The organism is Lysobacter sp. CA199 (assembly GCF_052078715.1).
GTDB lineage: Bacteria > Pseudomonadota > Gammaproteobacteria > Xanthomonadales > Xanthomonadaceae > Lysobacter.
In genome coordinates this window covers 255,153-269,946 of the sequence record NZ_JBQJIL010000003.1, presented here as the reverse complement: position 1 = coordinate 269,946, position 14,794 = coordinate 255,153, and the positions used below count along the sequence as shown (strand labels likewise).

The following is a 14,794-nucleotide window of genomic DNA, read 5'->3' as shown; positions in this document are numbered from 1 at the left end:
GCCCTTCGGCGATTACGGCCGGCGCCTAGCTGCGGTCGTGCCGGCTTCGGTAAGGGAGAACTTCCCGCCGCCGGTCGTTTCCCGAGCCAGGCCCAAGGACACCAGTTCCTCGCACAGCTCGCGCCGGCGATCGACGATCTCGACGAACTTGGTCGTCGCCGGGGCCGTGTCCAACCAGCGCAGCAGGTCAAGCAATTCGTCTCTCAGTTCCATCAGGCCGCTCCATGAATTGAGCGGTGATCCTACAACCAGCGCGTGGCGCGAGGAGAATCGATGCACCTCATGACGCCCCAGCAGTGGGCCGACAAGTATTTCGACGCGGGGAGCCGGCCGTCCGAGGTCACGCTCCGGCGCTGGCTGAACGAGGGCAAGGTTCCAGGCCGCAAGGTCGGGGGCTCTTGGTTCGTGGACGAACACGCCTGGCAGGCGGACGGCGACGACCTGGTGCGCCGGGTCTTGGACGCGGGGTAAGCTCAGATGATGGGACGTGCCCGCTCCAAGAGCCGCGCCGGCTGGCCGGACAACCTCTACCCGAATAAGGCCGGGTTTAAGTACCGGCACCCGGTCACAAAACAAGAAACCTGGATGGGGAGCAACAAGGCCGCGGCCTTCGCCGCCGCCCGGAAGCTCAACGCGCTGCTCACCCCGAACGCCGATCTCGCCGCGCGCGTGCTCAACCCCGAGAAAACGGTCGCCGACGCCGTGGCGTTCTTCCGCGCCGAAGACATGCCCGATCGCAAGTGGGCGCCAAAGACGGCAGAGAACTACGAGAGCGTCATTAACCGGATCGAGAAGGGGCTCGGCGAGCGGGAGCTTGCAACCCTGACGGTCAACGATTGCGCCGTCTTCTTTCGCACCGTCACCGAGTCGCCGCGGTCGCGCCAGCAGTTCCGCCTCGTGCTGGGCTGGATCCTGGCCTGCGGCGTCGAGGAGGGATGGCTCGAGAGCAACCCTGCGTTGAGCACTCGCAAATTCCGGCACGAGCGCCAGCGCGAGCGCCTGACGTACGACGACTACACGAAGATTTGGAACATCGCGCCGGTCTGGTTGCGCAACGCGATGGATCTGTCGCTGCTGACCTTGCTGCGCCGCGAGGACGTGGCGACCGCGAAGTTCGCCGACTGGTGGGACGGCTGCCTATGGATCGTCCCCGGCAAGACCGAAGGCACCACCGGCGTTCGGCTCAAGATAAAACTCGGGGATTCTGGCGAGCAACTGATCGCCAGGGCGCGCGACGACGTGGTGTCGCCTTACATCGTGCATCGCCTGCCCGAGCGACTGCGTCCACAGGATCAGCGTGCGAAAGAGCGCACTCACCACACGCAAGTGATGCCGGATCAGCTCACACGCGAGTTCGCGACATATCGCGACGAGGCCAAGGTCGGCGGCGATAACCCGCCCAGCTTCCACGAGATCCGCAGCCTCGGCGGCGCGCTGCTGGTGAAGCAACGCGGCTGGACAGAGGAGCAGGTCCAGGAGCTTATGGCCCACTCAGATGTGCAGATGACACGGGAGTATTTGAAGGATCACGAGCGACCGTGGACCGAGGTTTCGGTCGGTCTTTTGCTCAAGAGATAGGGTGGAAATAGGGTGGAAATAGGGTGTAAGCCTAAATCGCTTACACCTAAACCCTTGATCCAACTCGCGATGATGGTCGGGACGGCCGGATTTGAACCGACGACCCTCTGCCCCCCAGGCAGATGCGCTACCAGGCTGCGCTACGCCCCGACGTGTATTGCGATGTCCGCTCGTGCGAGCGGGCGGCAAGTATAGCCGCTTGAAGCTGCCAATGGGCAAGGACCCGGGCGAATCGACAGGCGATCGCTATTGCGCAGGTTACCTCCGCAACAAATGCAGCACTTCCTCCAACTCCATCCGCACTTGCTTGACGATCTGCGAACTCAGCGCCGACTCGTCCTTGCCCGCTTCGCCTTCCAGACGCAGGCGCGCGCCGCCGATAGTGTAGCCCTGCTCGTACAGCAGGCCGCGGATCTGCCGGACCATCAGCACCTCGTGGCGCTGGTAGTAACGGCGGTTGCCGCGACGCTTGACCGGATTGAGGGTCGGAAATTCGGTTTCCCAGTACCGCAGCACGTGCGGCTTGACGTCGCACAGCTCGCTGACCTCACCGATGGTGAAGTAGCGCTTGGCCGGAATCGGCGGTAGTTCTCGGTTACTGCCCGGATCCAGCATGCTCGCCTCCGCTGTAAGCCTCGACGCGTTCCTTCAGTTTCTGGCCCGGACGGAAGGTCACCACCGTGCGCGCCGAAATCGGGATCTCCTCGCCGGTCTTCGGATTGCGGCCCGGCCGCTGGTTCTTGCGGCGCAGATCGAAATTGCCGAAGCCCGAGAGCTTCACCTGCCGGCCCTGCTCCAGCGCTTCGCGCAACGCGTCGAAGAAGGCATCGACGAATTCTTTGGCTTCGCGCTTGTTCAGCCCGACTTCGTCGAACAGACGTTCCGCCATTTCCGCTTTGGTAAGTGCCATTGTGTCCTCTGCGCTGCACCGGGGTTGGGCAAGCCGTCGCGGGTTCAGGCGCGCAGCTTGGCACCGTGATCCCGTTCCACCGCGGCCGTTACTTCAGCCACGACCGCGTCCACATCCCGGTCGGTCAGGGTGCGCGATTCATCCTGCAGAATCAAGCCCATAGCGAGACTCTTGAATCCGGTTTCCACACCCTTGCCCTGGTAGCGGTCGAACAGCACCAATTGCCTCAGGCTGGGAACCGCGGCGGCATGAACCGTGGCCTGAACAGCCGCCCAGGACACCGAATCGGCGACGATAAAGGCGCGATCGCGGCGTACCGACGGGTACTTGGATTGTGCCCCGGCCTTCGGAATCGGCCGTTCGACCAGCCCGGCAAGGTCCAGTTCGAAGGCGATCACATCCTGATCCAGGTCGAGCGCGCGCTGCAGGCGCGGGTGCAACTGGCCGATCCAGCCCAAGCGCAGCTCGCGCCCGCCGTCCACGCGGAATACATCCGCCGAACGCCCTGGATGAGCCCAGGCCGGAGCCGAGGGGCGATAGTCCAGACGCGCGCCGCTGGCCAGGGCCAGGCTGTCGAGGTCGCCACGCAGGTCGTGGAAGCCGACCGGCTTGGCCGCCACGCCCCACTGCTCGGCATGGGCGGCGCCGCAGACCGCGGCGGCGATGCGCTGGGTTTCGATCGGCGCGCCGGCCTGCTTTTCCGAATCCCGAATCCCGAATCCCGAATCCCGACTGCCGAACACGTTGCCGAGCTCGAACAGGCGCACGCGGTCCTGCTGGCGCGAAGCGTTGCGGCCGAGTGCGGCGACCAGGCCCGGCAGCAGCATCGTGCGCATGACCCCGAGTTCGGCGCTGAGCGGGTTGGCCAAGGGCACCGCACCCTCGCCCGCCTGCCACAGCTGCAGCCAGGCCGCGTCGACGAAGGCGTAGTTGACCGCCTCCAGGCAGTCGCGCGCGGCCAATTGGCGGCGCACTGTGGCGGCATCGACGCGGGTTTCGCTCGGCGCGATCAGACGCGCCGCACCGCCCGGCAAGGTGGTGGGAATGGCGTCGTAGCCGTGGATACGGGCGATTTCCTCGATCAGATCTTCTTCGATCGCGATATCGAAGCGACGGCTCGGCGGCGTGACCCGCCAGCCGTCGTCGCTGCGCTCGACCTTCAGGCCCAGCGCCTGCAGGATCCGCTCGACCTGCGCATCGGCCACGCTCAGGCCCAGCACCCGCGCCAGACGCGCGCGGCGCAGCGAGACCGGGTCGGGGTGCGGCAGATGATCGGGCAAGGCCGATTCGACCACCGGACCGGGCGTGCCGCCGGCGATGTCGAGGATCAGGCGGGTCGCGTATTCGATCGCGGTGCGCGGCAGTTCCGGATCGACGCCGCGCTCGAAGCGATGGCCGGCGTCGGTGTGCAGACCGAGCTTGCGGCCGCGGCCGATGATCGCGGCCGGCGCGAAATGCGCCGCTTCCAGGAATACGTTGCGGGTCGCGTCGGTCACCCGGCTGTCGAAGCCGCCCATGATGCCGCCGAGCGCGATCACCCGCTGCGCCGCGCCGCTGCCGTCGGTGATCGCCAGAAATTGTTCGTCCAGGCTCACGTCCTGGCCGTTGAGCAACTTGGTGACCTCGCCCGCGCGCGCATGGCGCACGCCGACCGGCCCGCTCAAGGTGTCGCGGTCGAAAGCGTGCATGGGCTGGCCGAGATCGAGCATCACGTACTGGGTGACATCGACCAGCAGCGAGACCGGACGCACGCCGCTGCGGCGCAGACGCTCGGCCATCCAAACCGGCGTCGGCGCGGTCGCGTCGACGCCTTCGATCACCCGGCCGCAATAACGCGGCACATCGGCGCCGGCGTCGAGTTCGACGTGCAAGGCGGCCTCGCTGACCGCCGGCACCGGCGCGATGTCGAGCGCGGCGACCGCGCTGCCGGTCGCGGCGGCGACGTCGAAGGCGATGCCGCGCACGCTGAAGCAGTCGGCGCGGTTCGGGGTCAGTTTGATCTCGATGCTGGCGTCGGGCAGGCCCAGATACGTGGCCAACGGGCTGCCGACCGGCGCATCGGCCGGCAGTTCCAGCAAGCCCGACGCGTCCGGGTCGACGCCGAGTTCCTTGGCCGAGCACAGCATGCCGAAGGACTCCACGCCGCGCAGCTTGGCCGCCTTGATCGCGATGCCGCCCGGCAGATCGGCGCCGACCTTGGCCAGCGGCGCGATCAGCCCGGCGCGCGCGTTCGGCGCGCCGCAGACGATCTGCACCATGCCGGCGCCGGTATCGACCTGGCAGACTTGCAGCCGATCGGCTTCGGGATGCTTTTCCGCGCTGACGATGCGCGCGACCACCACGCCGTCCAGCGACGCGCCGAGCGCGACGACCTCTTCGACCTCCAGGCCGATCGCGGTCAGAGTCGCGGCGAGCTGCTCGCGCGTGGCGCTGGTCGGGACGTGTTGGCGCAGCCAGTTTTCGGAGAATTTCATGGAAAGACCGGGATTGAGGATTGGGATTCGGGATTCGACAAACGCGGGATTCGCAGAGCAGGGCCGGATTCGCTTTTACGAATCCCGAATCCCAGATCCCGAATCCCGTTCCTCAGGCAAATTGCCTGAGGAACCGCACATCGTTCTCGAAGAAACTGCGCAGATCGTCCACGCCGTAACGCAGCATGGTCAGTCGCTCCACGCCCATGCCGAAGGCATAGCCGGTGTAGCGCTCCGGATCGATGCCGACGTTGCGCAGCACGTTCGGATGGACCATGCCGCAACCCAGCACTTCCAGCCAGCGGGTGCTGCCGTCGGGCTGCTGCCAGGCGATGTCCACTTCGGCCGAGGGCTCGGTGAAGGGGAAATAGCTCGGGCGGAAGCGCATCTCGAAATCGCGTTCGAAGAACGCGCGCACGAATTCGGCCAGCGTGCCCTTGAGGTCGGCGAAGCTGGAATGCTCGTCGATCAGCAGGCCTTCGCACTGGTGGAACATCGGCGTGTGGGTCTGGTCGCTGTCGCTGCGGTACACCTTGCCCAGCGCGATCATGCGCAGCGGCGGCTTGTGCTCCAGCATGTAGCGCACTTGCATGCCCGAGGTGTGGGTACGCAACAGACGGGCGACGCCGGCACTGTCGGGAGCGAAGTAGAAGGTGTCGTGCATCGCCCGCGCCGGATGGTGCGGGGGGAAGTTCAGCGCTTCGAAGTTATGCCAGTCGTCCTCGATCTCCGGACCGTCGGCTAGCTCGAAGCCGAGCCGGCCGAAGATGTCGGCCATGCGTTCCATGGTTCGGCTGACCGGATGCAGGCCGCCGCGCACGGCGTCGATGCCGGGCAGGGTCACGTCGATGGTTTCGAAGGCCAGACGCGCGTCGAGCGCGGCATCGTCGAGCGCGCTCTTGCGCTCGGCCAGCGCGGCGGTCAGCGCGTCGCGCGCCTTGTTGATCGCCTCACCCGCGCCCTTGCGCTCATCGGCCGGCAACGCGCCGAGCTGCTTGAGCTGGGCGGTGACGCTGCCGGACTTGCCGAGCAACGAAACGCGCAGCGCTTCGATGGCGTCGGGAGAGTCGGCCGCCGCGATGTCGGCCAGCGCGTGCTGGGTCAGTTGCTCGATCTGCGCCATGTGCTCGGGTTTCCTTTCACTTGCCTTGCGTTGAATTGCTCCGCGATCGACCCCGGCGGAGTTCGTCCGCCCAGTTCTTCGCCTTTTCGCTGCCCGCCTCGACCAGTTGCCTGGTCGCCTCGTCGCAGCCCGCCGCCGATTCGGGCGAGCCGGTCGCGGCCGTGGCATCGATGATCACGCCGAGCAGTTGCTGGCCTGGAATCTCTTTTTGCTTTTCCAGCGCCATGGTGATCTTGGCGACATCGTCGGAATAGCGCTTGCTGCGCGACTCGTTCAACACCTTGCACTGCTCGTTGCGCCCCATGCCGACCATCACTTCGGAGAAGCGCTTGAGCGTGTCGACGTTGCGCTGTTGACGCGCATCAGGCTCCTGCGCCGATACCGCCATGGAACTCGCCGCGAAACCCAACAGCGCCAGCGCCCAAAGATTGCGCCGGCCGTGCTTGGAAATTCCTTTCATTGCATCCTCCCTGGTGAGTCCAACGGCCGTTCGCTCGGCCCAGAAACGACAATGGGGAAGGACTTGCGCCCTTCCCCATGCCGAGGTTCCTCTTTAAAAGTCCGCACATGCAAGTGCGGGCTCTCGCGGAGGGATCCGCATTAAGCCGCGAGCGCGCTCTTCGCCTTTTCAGCCAGCGCCGCAAAACCCTTCGCGTCGTGCACGGCGATGTCCGCCAGCACCTTACGGTCGAGGGTGATGCCGGCCTTCAGCAGGCCGTTGATAAAGCGGCTGTAGCTCATGCCGTTGATGCGGGCCGCCGCGTTGATGCGGGTGATCCACAGCGAACGGAACTGACGCTTCTTCTGCTTGCGGCCGATGTAGGCGTACTGCAGAGCCTTCGTGACCGCCTGCTTGGCGACGCGGAAGACCTTGCGGCGGGCGTTGTAGTAGCCCTTGGCCTGCTTCAGGATTTTCTTGTGACGGGCTCGTGCCGTTACACCACGTTTAACTCGTGCCATTTTTCAATCTCCTCACAAATACGGAAGCATGCGGTCCAGACGGCCAGCGTCCTCGGCACGAACATGGTTCGTCTGCCGCAGGTTGCGCTTCCGCTTGGTCGCTTTCTTGGTGAGGATGTGGCTCTTGTTGGCGTGGCCGCACTTGTACTTGCCGGAAGCGGTCTTCCGGAAGCGTTTGGCTGCCGCCCGATTGGTCTTGATCTTGGGCATTGCGATGTCCTTTCGGAGGTTTATGTCACTGGCCTGGGCGGTGGCACCGGTGCGCTTGCGCGCGGCCACTCTTTCCGTCCTGCCCTTGCCGGCTTGTAAGTCGTTGATCTTAAAAGAAATCCACGACAGGTCCGTGATGCAGCAAACAACAAACCCGGCGAACCGGGCCGCACATTATGCTCAGCTTGGGAAGCCGATGCAAATCAGCGGCTTATCGGGCCGCCCGGCCGCGCCCCAAGGGCCTCGCCGGGCGCCGCAAATGCGAACAGCCCCCGGTTTCCCGAGGGCTGTCGCGATCTCCGCCGGCCGCCCCAAGGCGGCCGTGGCGGTCAGATCTTCTTCTTCGGCGCGATCATCATGACCATCTGCCGCCCTTCCAGGCGCGGACGCGATTCGACCACGATGTCCTCGCCCAGGTCGGCCTCGATCCGGGCCGCCATCTCGCGACCGAGCTCCTGATGGCTCATCTCGCGGCCACGGAAGCGGATGTTGACCTTGACCTTGTCGCCCTCTTCCAGAAAACGGCGCATGTTGCGCAGCTTGATCTGGTAGTCGCCTTCGTCGGTGACCGGGCGGAACTTGAGTTCCTTGATCTCGACCTGCTTCTGCTTCTTCTTGGCCTCGTTGGCCTTCTTCTGCTGCTCGAAGCGGAATTTGCCGAAATCCATGATCTTGCAGACCGGCGGATCGGCGTTGGGCTGAATTTCGACCAGATCCAGGCCTTCCTCTTCGGCCATGCGCAGCGCTTCGTCGCGCGTGAGCACGCCGATCATTTCGCCATCGCTGCCGATCACGCGCACGCGCGGTACGCGGATTTCCTGGTTCTTACGATTCGGCTTCTCGGGGGTACTGATTGTTGAGTCTCCAAAGTGATTCAGGCCGCCCCGGACTGAGGCCGGGACGGGATCTGTTGCGGGTTGCGCGCGGTTAGCCGGCCGCTTCGCCGTTCAAACGCGAGGCGAACTCGGCGACGGTCATCGTCCCCAGGTCTTCCCCTGCCCGCGTGCGCACCGCAATCATGCCATTCTCCTTCTCGCGGTCGCCGGCCACAAGCAGGTAGGGCACGCGATCGAGCGTGTGCTCGCGAATCTTACGGCCGATCTTTTCGTTGCGCAAATCGGCCTCGACCCGGAACCCTTGATTTGCAAGGAGTTTCCGGACATCGGCCACATAATCGGCCTGGGAATCGGTGATATTCATCACCACGGCCTGGACTGGAGCCAGCCAGGCCGGGAACTGGCCGGCGTGGTGCTCGATCAGGATCCCAATGAATCGCTCCATCGAGCCGACGATAGCCCGGTGCAGCATGACCGGGGTCCGGCGCTGGCTGTTTTCATCGACGTATTCTGCGCCTAAACGGCCCGGCATCATGAAATCGACCTGCATCGTACCCAACTGCCAGGTGCGGCCGATCGCATCCTTGAGGTGGTATTCGATTTTCGGGCCGTAAAAAGCGCCCTCGCCGGGCAGTTCCTGCCATTCCACGTTGCAGGCCGACAACGCGCTGCGCAGGGCGGCTTCGGCCTTGTCCCAGGTGGCGTCGTCGCCCAGGCGCGAATCCGGGCGCAGGGCGATCTTGATCTGGATCTCCTCGAAGCCGAAGTGCTGGTACACCGCCAGCGCCTGCTGGTGGAACGCGGTCACTTCCGATTCGATCTGGTCTTCCATGCAGAAGATGTGGCCGTCGTCCTGGGTGAAGCCGCGCACGCGCAGGATGCCGTGCAGCGCGCCGGAGGGCTCGTTGCGGTGGCACGAACCGAACTCGCCGTAGCGGATCGGCAGGTCGCGATAGCTGTGCAGGCCCTGGTTGAACACCTGGACATGGCCCGGGCAGTTCATCGGCTTGACCGCGTAGGTGCGCTTCTCCGACTCGGTGAAGAACATGTTCTCCTTATAGTTGTCCCAGTGGCCGGATTTCTGCCACAGCGACACGTCCAGGATCTGCGGGCAGCGCACTTCGCCGTAGCCGCTGTCGCGGTAGACGCGGCGCATGTATTGCTCGACGACCTGCCAGATCGACCAGCCCTTGGGATGCCAGAACACCAGGCCCGGGGCTTCTTCCTGCAGATGGAACAAGTTCTGCTGCTTGCCGATCTTGCGGTGATCGCGCTTCTCGGCTTCCTCGATGCGCTGGATATACGCGGACAGCTGCTTCTTGTCGGCCCAGGCGGTGCCGTAGATACGCTGCAGTTGCTCGTTCTTGGAATCGCCGCGCCAGTACGCGCCGGAAATGCGAGTCAGCTTGAAGGCTTTGAGGAAGCGCGTGTTGGGCACGTGCGGGCCGCGGCACATGTCCACGTATTCCTCGTGGTAGTACAGGCCCATGGCCTTTTCTTCCGGCATGTCCTCGACCAGGCGCAGCTTGTAGTCCTCGCCGCGCGAGGTGAACACGTCGATGACCTCGGCGCGCGGCGTGACCTTCTTGATCACGTCGTAGTCCTTGTCGATCAGCTCGACCATGCGCTTTTCGATCGCCTCCAGGTCTTCCGGAGTGAACGGGCGCTCGTACCAGATGTCGTAGTAGAAGCCTTCCTCGATGACCGGGCCGATCACCATCTTGGCGGTCGGATACAGCTGCTTGACCGCATGACCGACCAGGTGGGCGCAGGAGTGGCGGATGATCTCCACGCCCTCGGGGTCCTTGGGCGTGATGATGCGCAGCTTGGCGTCGTGGTCTATGCGGTCGCTGGCGTCGACCAGCTTGCCGTCGACTTCGCCGGCGACGGTGGCCTTGGCCAGGCCGGCGCCGATCGAGGCGGCGACTTCCATGACGGATACGGGCTGTTCGAATTCGCGGCGGCTGCCGTCGGGGAGCGTAATGGCGATCATGGCGATGGGGATCTTGTGCTTTAGGTGAAGGGCGGCGTGAGCGGTGAGCGAGCGACGCGGTGCTCGGGCGCCTGAGCGCGCGGGCAGCGGAGCCGCCGCTTGGGCGGATCGTCTTGTCGGGCGGAGGGCCCGCTTCGGTAAGCCCCGGTTTGCGGCCGAAGGAAAACCTCGTGGGCGCCGAACCTACTGGGCGAGGGAGCGGACGGACAAGAAAAAAGCGCCTCAAAGGCGCCTGCGTCTGCGGGTGCCTGCGTGGTTCAGCGATGGGCGCGGGTAGTGTCCATGTCGCACGCTCGGCCGGCGATCGCTCGCGGGCCACCTCGGGTTCGGGACGCGGCCGGATGCCGCAGGCGGTAATAGTTGGGGACGCCGCTCACCAAGTCAACCGCACACCCGCTGTGCGGGCGCGGCAGCCGTCACAGCCAGGATATGCAATCCAGGCACCTTCCGGTACCGTAAGTTCCACAGGAAAGCCATCTACGTGGGGCGTGATGGGGCATAAGGAAATCATTCGCGGCCGGTCCGGCCGTCCGCAGCGCGTGCCGTACCGAGACCGGCGGTCGAAGCGCGGATGAACGCGCCCGTCGATCAGGCCGACGACGCGCCCGAGCCCGTGCCGGCGCCGTCCAGTATCGGTGCGGTGGCGATCGTCCGCCGCCTGTGGCCGACCATCTGGTACTACCGCGGCCGCGTGGTGTTCGGCCTGCTGCTGGTGCTGGCGACCAAGCTGGCGACCACCGGCGTACCGCTGCTGCTCAAGCAACTGATCGATGCGCTGGACCACAAGCCCACGCCGCTGACCGTGCCGGTCGCGCTGCTGTGCACCTACGGCGCGCTGCGCCTGTCGTCCTCGGTGTTCCAGGAACTGCGCGGCATCGTATTCGCGCGCGTGCTGGCGCGCACCTCGCGCGAGATCGCCCTGCGCGTGTTCTCGCACCTGCATGCGCTGAGCCTGCGCTTCCACCTCGATCGCCGCACCGGCGCGGTCGTCCGCGATCTCGAACGCGGCATGTCGTCGGTGTCGGAACTGCTCGACACCGCGCTCTACACCGTGGTGCCCACGGTGATCGAGATCGCCCTGGTTACCGCGATCCTGGTCGGCCGCTACGACCTCAGCTTCGCCGCGATCACCATCGGCACGCTGGCGGCCTATCTGCTTTTCACCGTGCGCATGACCGAGTGGCGCCAGCGCTACTACAAGGCGATGAACGAAGCCGACACCGAGGCCAATGCGAGCGCGGTGGACTCGCTGCTGAACTACGAAACGGTCAAGTACTTCAACAACGAAGGCTATGAGGCCCGGCGCTACGACCAACGTTTGCGCAGCCTGGAAGAAACCGCGGTCAAGAGCCTCAAGGCGCTGTCGCTGCTCGGCATCGGCCAGGCTTCGATCATCGCGATCGGACTGACGCTGCTGCTATGGCGCGCGACGCTGGGCGTGGTGGAAGGACGCATGAGCCTGGGCGACCTGGTCCTGGTCAACGCCTTCCTGCTGCAGTTGGCCGCGCCGCTGAGCTACCTGGGCATGATCTACCGCGAGACCAAGCAGACGCTCGCCAATCTGGAACGCATGTTCGTCCTGCTCGACGAGCCGATCGAAGTGCGCGACCGCGAGCGCGCGCCGGAACTGACGGTACGCGACGGAGAAGTGCGCTTCGAAAACGTGTCGTTCCGCTACGGCGAACGCGAAGTGCTCGCGGCGATCGATTTCGTCATCCCGGCCGGACGTACCGTGGCCGTGGTCGGCAGCACCGGCGCGGGCAAATCGACCCTGGCGCGGTTGTTGTACCGCTCTTACGACGTCGCCGCCGGCCGCATCACCATCGACGGCCAGGACCTGCGCGATGTCGGCCAGGACTCGCTGCGGCAGCGGATCGGCGTGGTGCCACAGGACACGGTGCTGTTCAACGACTCGCTGTACTACAACATCGCCTACGGCCGGCCCGAGGCCTCGCGCGAGGACGTGCTGGAAGCCGCGCGCGCCGCGCACATTCATGAGTTCATCCAAGCCCTGCCGCAAGGCTACGAAACCAACGTCGGCGAACGCGGACTCAAGCTGTCGGGCGGCGAAAAACAACGCATCGCCATCGCGCGCACCCTGCTCAAGCGGCCGTCGATACTGATCTTCGACGAAGCGACCTCGGCGCTGGATACACAGACCGAGCACGGCATCCAACGCGAACTCGACCAGGCCGCGCGGGGCCGCACCACTCTGGTGATCGCTCATCGGCTGTCGACCGTGGTCGGCGCCGACGAAATCCTGGTGCTCGAACACGGCCGCATCATCGAGCGCGGCAGCCACGCGACACTACTCGCCGCGTCGGGCCGTTACGCACAGCTGTGGTCGATGCAGCAACGCGGGCACGCCACCACCGCGCCGGCCCCCGCCGACGCGGCAAGCGACCACGATCCATCCGAACCACACACCGCCACACCATCCACCGTTACGACATAGGACCCGTCATGACGATATTGATAGTCAGCGACCCCTGGGACATCCACGCACGCGCCGTGGCCTGGGCCCTGGAAAGCGAGGGCGAGACCGTCCACTTCTGGTACACCCACGATTTCCCGCAGAAACACGGCGTCAGCCTGCGCGTGGACGGCCGCGGCGGCGAGGCGGGCGCCGATCCGGCGAACGTATCGATGCATTGCGCCCGGCATCATCGCGATTTCGCCGTGCGCGACATCGACACCGTGTGGCTGCGCCGCTGGTACCTGCCGCAAGCGTCGCCCGACTTGCATCCGGCCGATGTGCGTTTCGCCCAGACCGAAGCCAACGAGTTCATCCGCGCCACCGTCGGCCTGCTCGATGAAAGCCCGCGTTTCTGGATCAATCCGGTCGCGGCCAAAGCGCGCGCCGATCGCAAGGCGGCGCAGCTGAAGATCGCGGTCGACGTCGGCCTGACGACGCCGAGCACCTTGATCTCCAACGATCCGACCGCGATCCGCGCGTTCTTTCACGAACACGACGGCAAGCTGATCTACAAGCCGATGACCGGGGCTTCATGGGTCTCGGACGAAAAATCGCTGGCCACCTACACCTCGGCGATCAGCGAAGAACTGCTCGCCAACGACGCCTCGCTGTCGAACGCGCCGGGCATCTACCAGCCCCTGCTCGACAAGAGCTACGAGTTGCGAGTCACCGTCATGGGCCGCACGGTCATCGCCGCGCAGATCAAGTCGCAGAATTCCAGCGGTTATCTGATCGACTGGCGCGCCAACGACTTCAGCGAAGCCATGGGCTATGAGCGCTACCCATTGCCCGAAGCGATCGAGCGCGGCTGCCTGGCGTTGCTGGAACGACTGGGCCTGGTGTTCGGCTGCATCGACTTCGTGGTCACGCCCCAGGGCGAATACATGTTCCTGGAAGTCAACGAGATGGGCCAGTTCCTGTGGCTGGAGGGCGTGAATCCCGAGCTGCCCTTGCTCGACTGTTTTGTGCGGTTCGCGCAAAGCCGCGACCCGAACTTCGTCTACGACTGGCGCACTCCGCTCTACCGCTATCGCGAATACTGGGATTCGATGAAAGAACGCGGCGATGTCGATCCGGCCGCGCATTTGCATCTGCCTCTGCCGCGCACATTCGAAATGCGCGAATGAGCGCGCAGGCGGGCCGCGCTCCGGTGTGGTCCGCCGCTGGGTCCTCGCAGCTCGCTGCCAGGATCAAGTAATGCGGCAAATGCGAATCCATGCGTGGAACGCGCGGTCGTCGGATGCAAATAGAGCCGGGAGGCGCACCCCCCGGCTCTATCCAAGGTAATCCGCGACGTACGGATTACGGGATCTGATCCCCGTTGTCGGCTCTGTCGATCTCGTTGAACGGCTTGGTGCGGACAAACGTCGACGCAGCCGCGAAAGATACTTCGTTGCCGGCATCGTCGGACATCGAAACGTCGATGGCGACCATGCGGCCGATCAAACGGGTCTGTTCGTTCTGCATTGCCTACTCCTTAAGCGAATGGCGGCGGGATCGCCGCAACCCGAGCATAGGAAGCGGCGAAGGCGCTCAGCAAGGCTTGAAGACGCAATAAGCGCATACGTTTTCCACATGACGAATCCACAAAACCGGTAGCAATCCGGCACTTATCAGAACTGAACCGCCAAATTAGGCAAATCAAATTCGGCAAATACGGCTAGTCCAGCCTGCTTCTTTGTGGCAGGCGGTTCGGGGCGCTGTTACCCGTCCGATGCGATAGCCCGCTTTGTTTTCCGAGGCGCTCGCGACGCTTTGATCCGGCCTGCGCGTTGCGCAGCCATATGCCGCCGCGCGCGCTGGCCGGGGCGCCGGGATTCACCGACTGCGGTGCCTGCACGGCAAGATATCTGGATCGCTGCAGCGGCCATCGCCGCATTCGTATCCAAGCCCAGGCGCGCCACGACGGCTGGGACATGAGATTCGCGCATGCCTTCGGGCAATCGGCGATTCCCCGCCGACGCTGCGTTCGCATCTGCCAGTGCACGCCGGCATGAACGTCGTTGCCGCAGGCGGCAAGGTCTGGCGACTGTCTCGCGGCCTGCGCCGCGATCGCACGCCGCCGAAACTGAAACCGCGCGGCGAAAACAGAAAGGCCCGGCTTTCGCCGGGCCTTTGTTCACCGAATTGGTGGGCGGTACAGGGTTCGAACCTGTGACCCCTACCATGTCAAGGTAGTGCTCTACCGCTGAGCTAACCGCCCGTCGCCGTCTTGCTGAACTTCCCGGCGAAGG

At 64.9% G+C, this 14,794-nt stretch carries 16 protein-coding genes and 2 tRNA genes; 5 read left to right on the top strand and 13 right to left on the bottom strand.

Features of this window, described 5'->3' with window-relative positions:
* Window positions 1-12: 12 nt before the first annotated feature.
* On the bottom strand, window positions 13-213 hold the full coding sequence (locus tag ACTOWJ_RS05790) for a hypothetical protein (RefSeq protein ID WP_441333646.1): 201 nt from the start codon (window positions 211-213) through the stop codon (window positions 13-15).
* Between the two features lie 60 nt (window positions 214-273).
* On the opposite strand from ACTOWJ_RS05790, the gene ACTOWJ_RS05785 reads away from it, so the two are divergent.
* Both ACTOWJ_RS05785 and ACTOWJ_RS05780 read left to right on the top strand, forming a co-directional pair.
* Window positions 274-471, top strand: a complete 198-nt coding sequence (locus ACTOWJ_RS05785) for an excisionase (RefSeq protein WP_441333645.1) — start codon at window positions 274-276, stop codon at window positions 469-471.
* A gap of 6 nt (window positions 472-477) precedes the next feature.
* Window positions 478-1,578, top strand: coding sequence for a tyrosine-type recombinase/integrase (locus tag ACTOWJ_RS05780; RefSeq protein ID WP_441333644.1), 1,101 nt, complete (start codon window positions 478-480; stop codon window positions 1,576-1,578).
* A gap of 73 nt (window positions 1,579-1,651) precedes the next feature.
* On the opposite strand, the gene ACTOWJ_RS05775 is transcribed toward ACTOWJ_RS05780, so the two are convergent.
* The 10 genes from ACTOWJ_RS05775 to thrS form a co-directional block, all read right to left on the bottom strand.
* A tRNA-Pro gene (locus ACTOWJ_RS05775) sits at window positions 1,652-1,728 on the bottom strand.
* Between the two features lie 108 nt (window positions 1,729-1,836).
* Window positions 1,837-2,193: a MerR family transcriptional regulator gene (locus tag ACTOWJ_RS05770; RefSeq protein ID WP_057943702.1), complete on the bottom strand. Its 357-nt coding sequence runs from the start codon at window positions 2,191-2,193 to the stop codon at window positions 1,837-1,839.
* Window positions 2,174-2,488 carry an integration host factor subunit alpha gene (locus ACTOWJ_RS05765; RefSeq protein ID WP_036101930.1) on the bottom strand — a complete coding sequence of 105 codons (315 nt, stop codon included), beginning with the start codon at window positions 2,486-2,488 and terminating at the stop codon, window positions 2,174-2,176. The genes ACTOWJ_RS05770 and ACTOWJ_RS05765 overlap by 20 nt, the downstream gene beginning before the upstream one ends.
* 44 nt (window positions 2,489-2,532) lie before the next feature.
* On the bottom strand, window positions 2,533-4,962 hold the full coding sequence (pheT, locus tag ACTOWJ_RS05760) for a phenylalanine--tRNA ligase subunit beta (RefSeq protein WP_441333643.1): 2,430 nt from the start codon (window positions 4,960-4,962) through the stop codon (window positions 2,533-2,535).
* A 112-nt stretch (window positions 4,963-5,074) separates the two neighbouring features.
* Complete coding sequence (pheS, locus tag ACTOWJ_RS05755; protein ID WP_441333642.1) at window positions 5,075-6,085, bottom strand: phenylalanine--tRNA ligase subunit alpha; 1,011 nt, start codon at window positions 6,083-6,085, stop codon at window positions 5,075-5,077.
* Window positions 6,086-6,101: 16 nt separating this feature from the next.
* A complete protein-coding gene (locus tag ACTOWJ_RS05750; protein ID WP_441333641.1) occupies window positions 6,102-6,473 on the bottom strand; it encodes a hypothetical protein in 372 nt (123 codons plus the stop codon).
* Between the two features lie 212 nt (window positions 6,474-6,685).
* Window positions 6,686-7,045 carry a 50S ribosomal protein L20 gene (rplT, locus tag ACTOWJ_RS05745; protein ID WP_441333640.1) on the bottom strand — a complete coding sequence of 120 codons (360 nt, stop codon included), beginning with the start codon at window positions 7,043-7,045 and terminating at the stop codon, window positions 6,686-6,688.
* A gap of 12 nt (window positions 7,046-7,057) precedes the next feature.
* Window positions 7,058-7,255, bottom strand: coding sequence for a 50S ribosomal protein L35 (gene rpmI, locus ACTOWJ_RS05740; RefSeq protein WP_027083463.1), 198 nt, complete (start codon window positions 7,253-7,255; stop codon window positions 7,058-7,060).
* 329 nt (window positions 7,256-7,584) lie between these two features.
* Window positions 7,585-8,109, bottom strand: coding sequence for a translation initiation factor IF-3 (gene infC, locus ACTOWJ_RS05735; protein ID WP_441333885.1), 525 nt, complete (start codon window positions 8,107-8,109; stop codon window positions 7,585-7,587).
* A gap of 73 nt (window positions 8,110-8,182) precedes the next feature.
* Window positions 8,183-10,084, bottom strand: coding sequence for a threonine--tRNA ligase (gene thrS, locus ACTOWJ_RS05730; RefSeq protein WP_441333639.1), 1,902 nt, complete (start codon window positions 10,082-10,084; stop codon window positions 8,183-8,185).
* 571 nt (window positions 10,085-10,655) lie between these two features.
* On the opposite strand from thrS, the gene ACTOWJ_RS05725 reads away from it, so the two are divergent.
* Together ACTOWJ_RS05725 and ACTOWJ_RS05720 are read left to right on the top strand one after the other, a co-directional pair.
* On the top strand, window positions 10,656-12,539 hold the full coding sequence (locus tag ACTOWJ_RS05725; protein ID WP_441333638.1) for an ABCB family ABC transporter ATP-binding protein/permease: 1,884 nt from the start codon (window positions 10,656-10,658) through the stop codon (window positions 12,537-12,539).
* 8 nt (window positions 12,540-12,547) lie between these two features.
* On the top strand, window positions 12,548-13,687 hold the full coding sequence (locus ACTOWJ_RS05720) for a hypothetical protein (RefSeq protein ID WP_441333637.1): 1,140 nt from the start codon (window positions 12,548-12,550) through the stop codon (window positions 13,685-13,687).
* A gap of 175 nt (window positions 13,688-13,862) precedes the next feature.
* Here the strand turns inward: ACTOWJ_RS05720 and ACTOWJ_RS05715 are convergent, their stop codons facing one another.
* Entirely contained in the window at window positions 13,863-14,027 is a 165-nt protein-coding gene (locus tag ACTOWJ_RS05715) for a hypothetical protein (protein WP_441333636.1), read from the bottom strand.
* 526 nt (window positions 14,028-14,553) lie between these two features.
* Between ACTOWJ_RS05715 and ACTOWJ_RS05710 the strand changes: the two genes are divergently transcribed.
* Window positions 14,554-14,718, top strand: coding sequence for a hypothetical protein (locus tag ACTOWJ_RS05710; RefSeq protein WP_441333635.1), 165 nt, complete (start codon window positions 14,554-14,556; stop codon window positions 14,716-14,718).
* Here the strand turns inward: ACTOWJ_RS05710 and ACTOWJ_RS05705 are convergent.
* Window positions 14,689-14,763 (bottom strand) — tRNA-Val (locus tag ACTOWJ_RS05705). The two genes, ACTOWJ_RS05710 and ACTOWJ_RS05705, sit on opposite strands and share 30 nt — an antisense overlap.
* Between the last annotated feature and the right edge of the window lie 31 nt (window positions 14,764-14,794).

What these genes read in the sequence shown, in the direction of transcription:
- ACTOWJ_RS05790 (WP_441333646.1), bottom strand. Translation starts at nt 213, where the DNA reads ATGGAACTGAGAGACGAATTGCTTGACCTGCTGCGCTGGTTGGACACG.
- ACTOWJ_RS05785 (WP_441333645.1), top strand. Translation starts at nt 274, where the DNA reads ATGCACCTCATGACGCCCCAGCAGTGGGCCGACAAGTATTTCGACGCG.
- ACTOWJ_RS05780 (WP_441333644.1), top strand. Translation starts at nt 478, where the DNA reads ATGATGGGACGTGCCCGCTCCAAGAGCCGCGCCGGCTGGCCGGACAAC.
- ACTOWJ_RS05770 (WP_057943702.1), bottom strand. Translation starts at nt 2,193, where the DNA reads ATGCTGGATCCGGGCAGTAACCGAGAACTACCGCCGATTCCGGCCAAG.
- ACTOWJ_RS05765 (WP_036101930.1), bottom strand. Translation starts at nt 2,488, where the DNA reads ATGGCACTTACCAAAGCGGAAATGGCGGAACGTCTGTTCGACGAAGTC.
- pheT (WP_441333643.1), bottom strand. Translation starts at nt 4,962, where the DNA reads ATGAAATTCTCCGAAAACTGGCTGCGCCAACACGTCCCGACCAGCGCC.
- pheS (WP_441333642.1), bottom strand. Translation starts at nt 6,085, where the DNA reads ATGGCGCAGATCGAGCAACTGACCCAGCACGCGCTGGCCGACATCGCG.
- ACTOWJ_RS05750 (WP_441333641.1), bottom strand. Translation starts at nt 6,473, where the DNA reads ATGGCGGTATCGGCGCAGGAGCCTGATGCGCGTCAACAGCGCAACGTC.
- rplT (WP_441333640.1), bottom strand. Translation starts at nt 7,045, where the DNA reads ATGGCACGAGTTAAACGTGGTGTAACGGCACGAGCCCGTCACAAGAAA.
- rpmI (WP_027083463.1), bottom strand. Translation starts at nt 7,255, where the DNA reads ATGCCCAAGATCAAGACCAATCGGGCGGCAGCCAAACGCTTCCGGAAG.
- thrS (WP_441333639.1), bottom strand. Translation starts at nt 10,084, where the DNA reads ATGATCGCCATTACGCTCCCCGACGGCAGCCGCCGCGAATTCGAACAG.
- ACTOWJ_RS05725 (WP_441333638.1), top strand. Translation starts at nt 10,656, where the DNA reads ATGAACGCGCCCGTCGATCAGGCCGACGACGCGCCCGAGCCCGTGCCG.
- ACTOWJ_RS05720 (WP_441333637.1), top strand. Translation starts at nt 12,548, where the DNA reads ATGACGATATTGATAGTCAGCGACCCCTGGGACATCCACGCACGCGCC.
- ACTOWJ_RS05715 (WP_441333636.1), bottom strand. Translation starts at nt 14,027, where the DNA reads ATGCAGAACGAACAGACCCGTTTGATCGGCCGCATGGTCGCCATCGAC.
- ACTOWJ_RS05710 (WP_441333635.1), top strand. Translation starts at nt 14,554, where the DNA reads ATGAACGTCGTTGCCGCAGGCGGCAAGGTCTGGCGACTGTCTCGCGGC.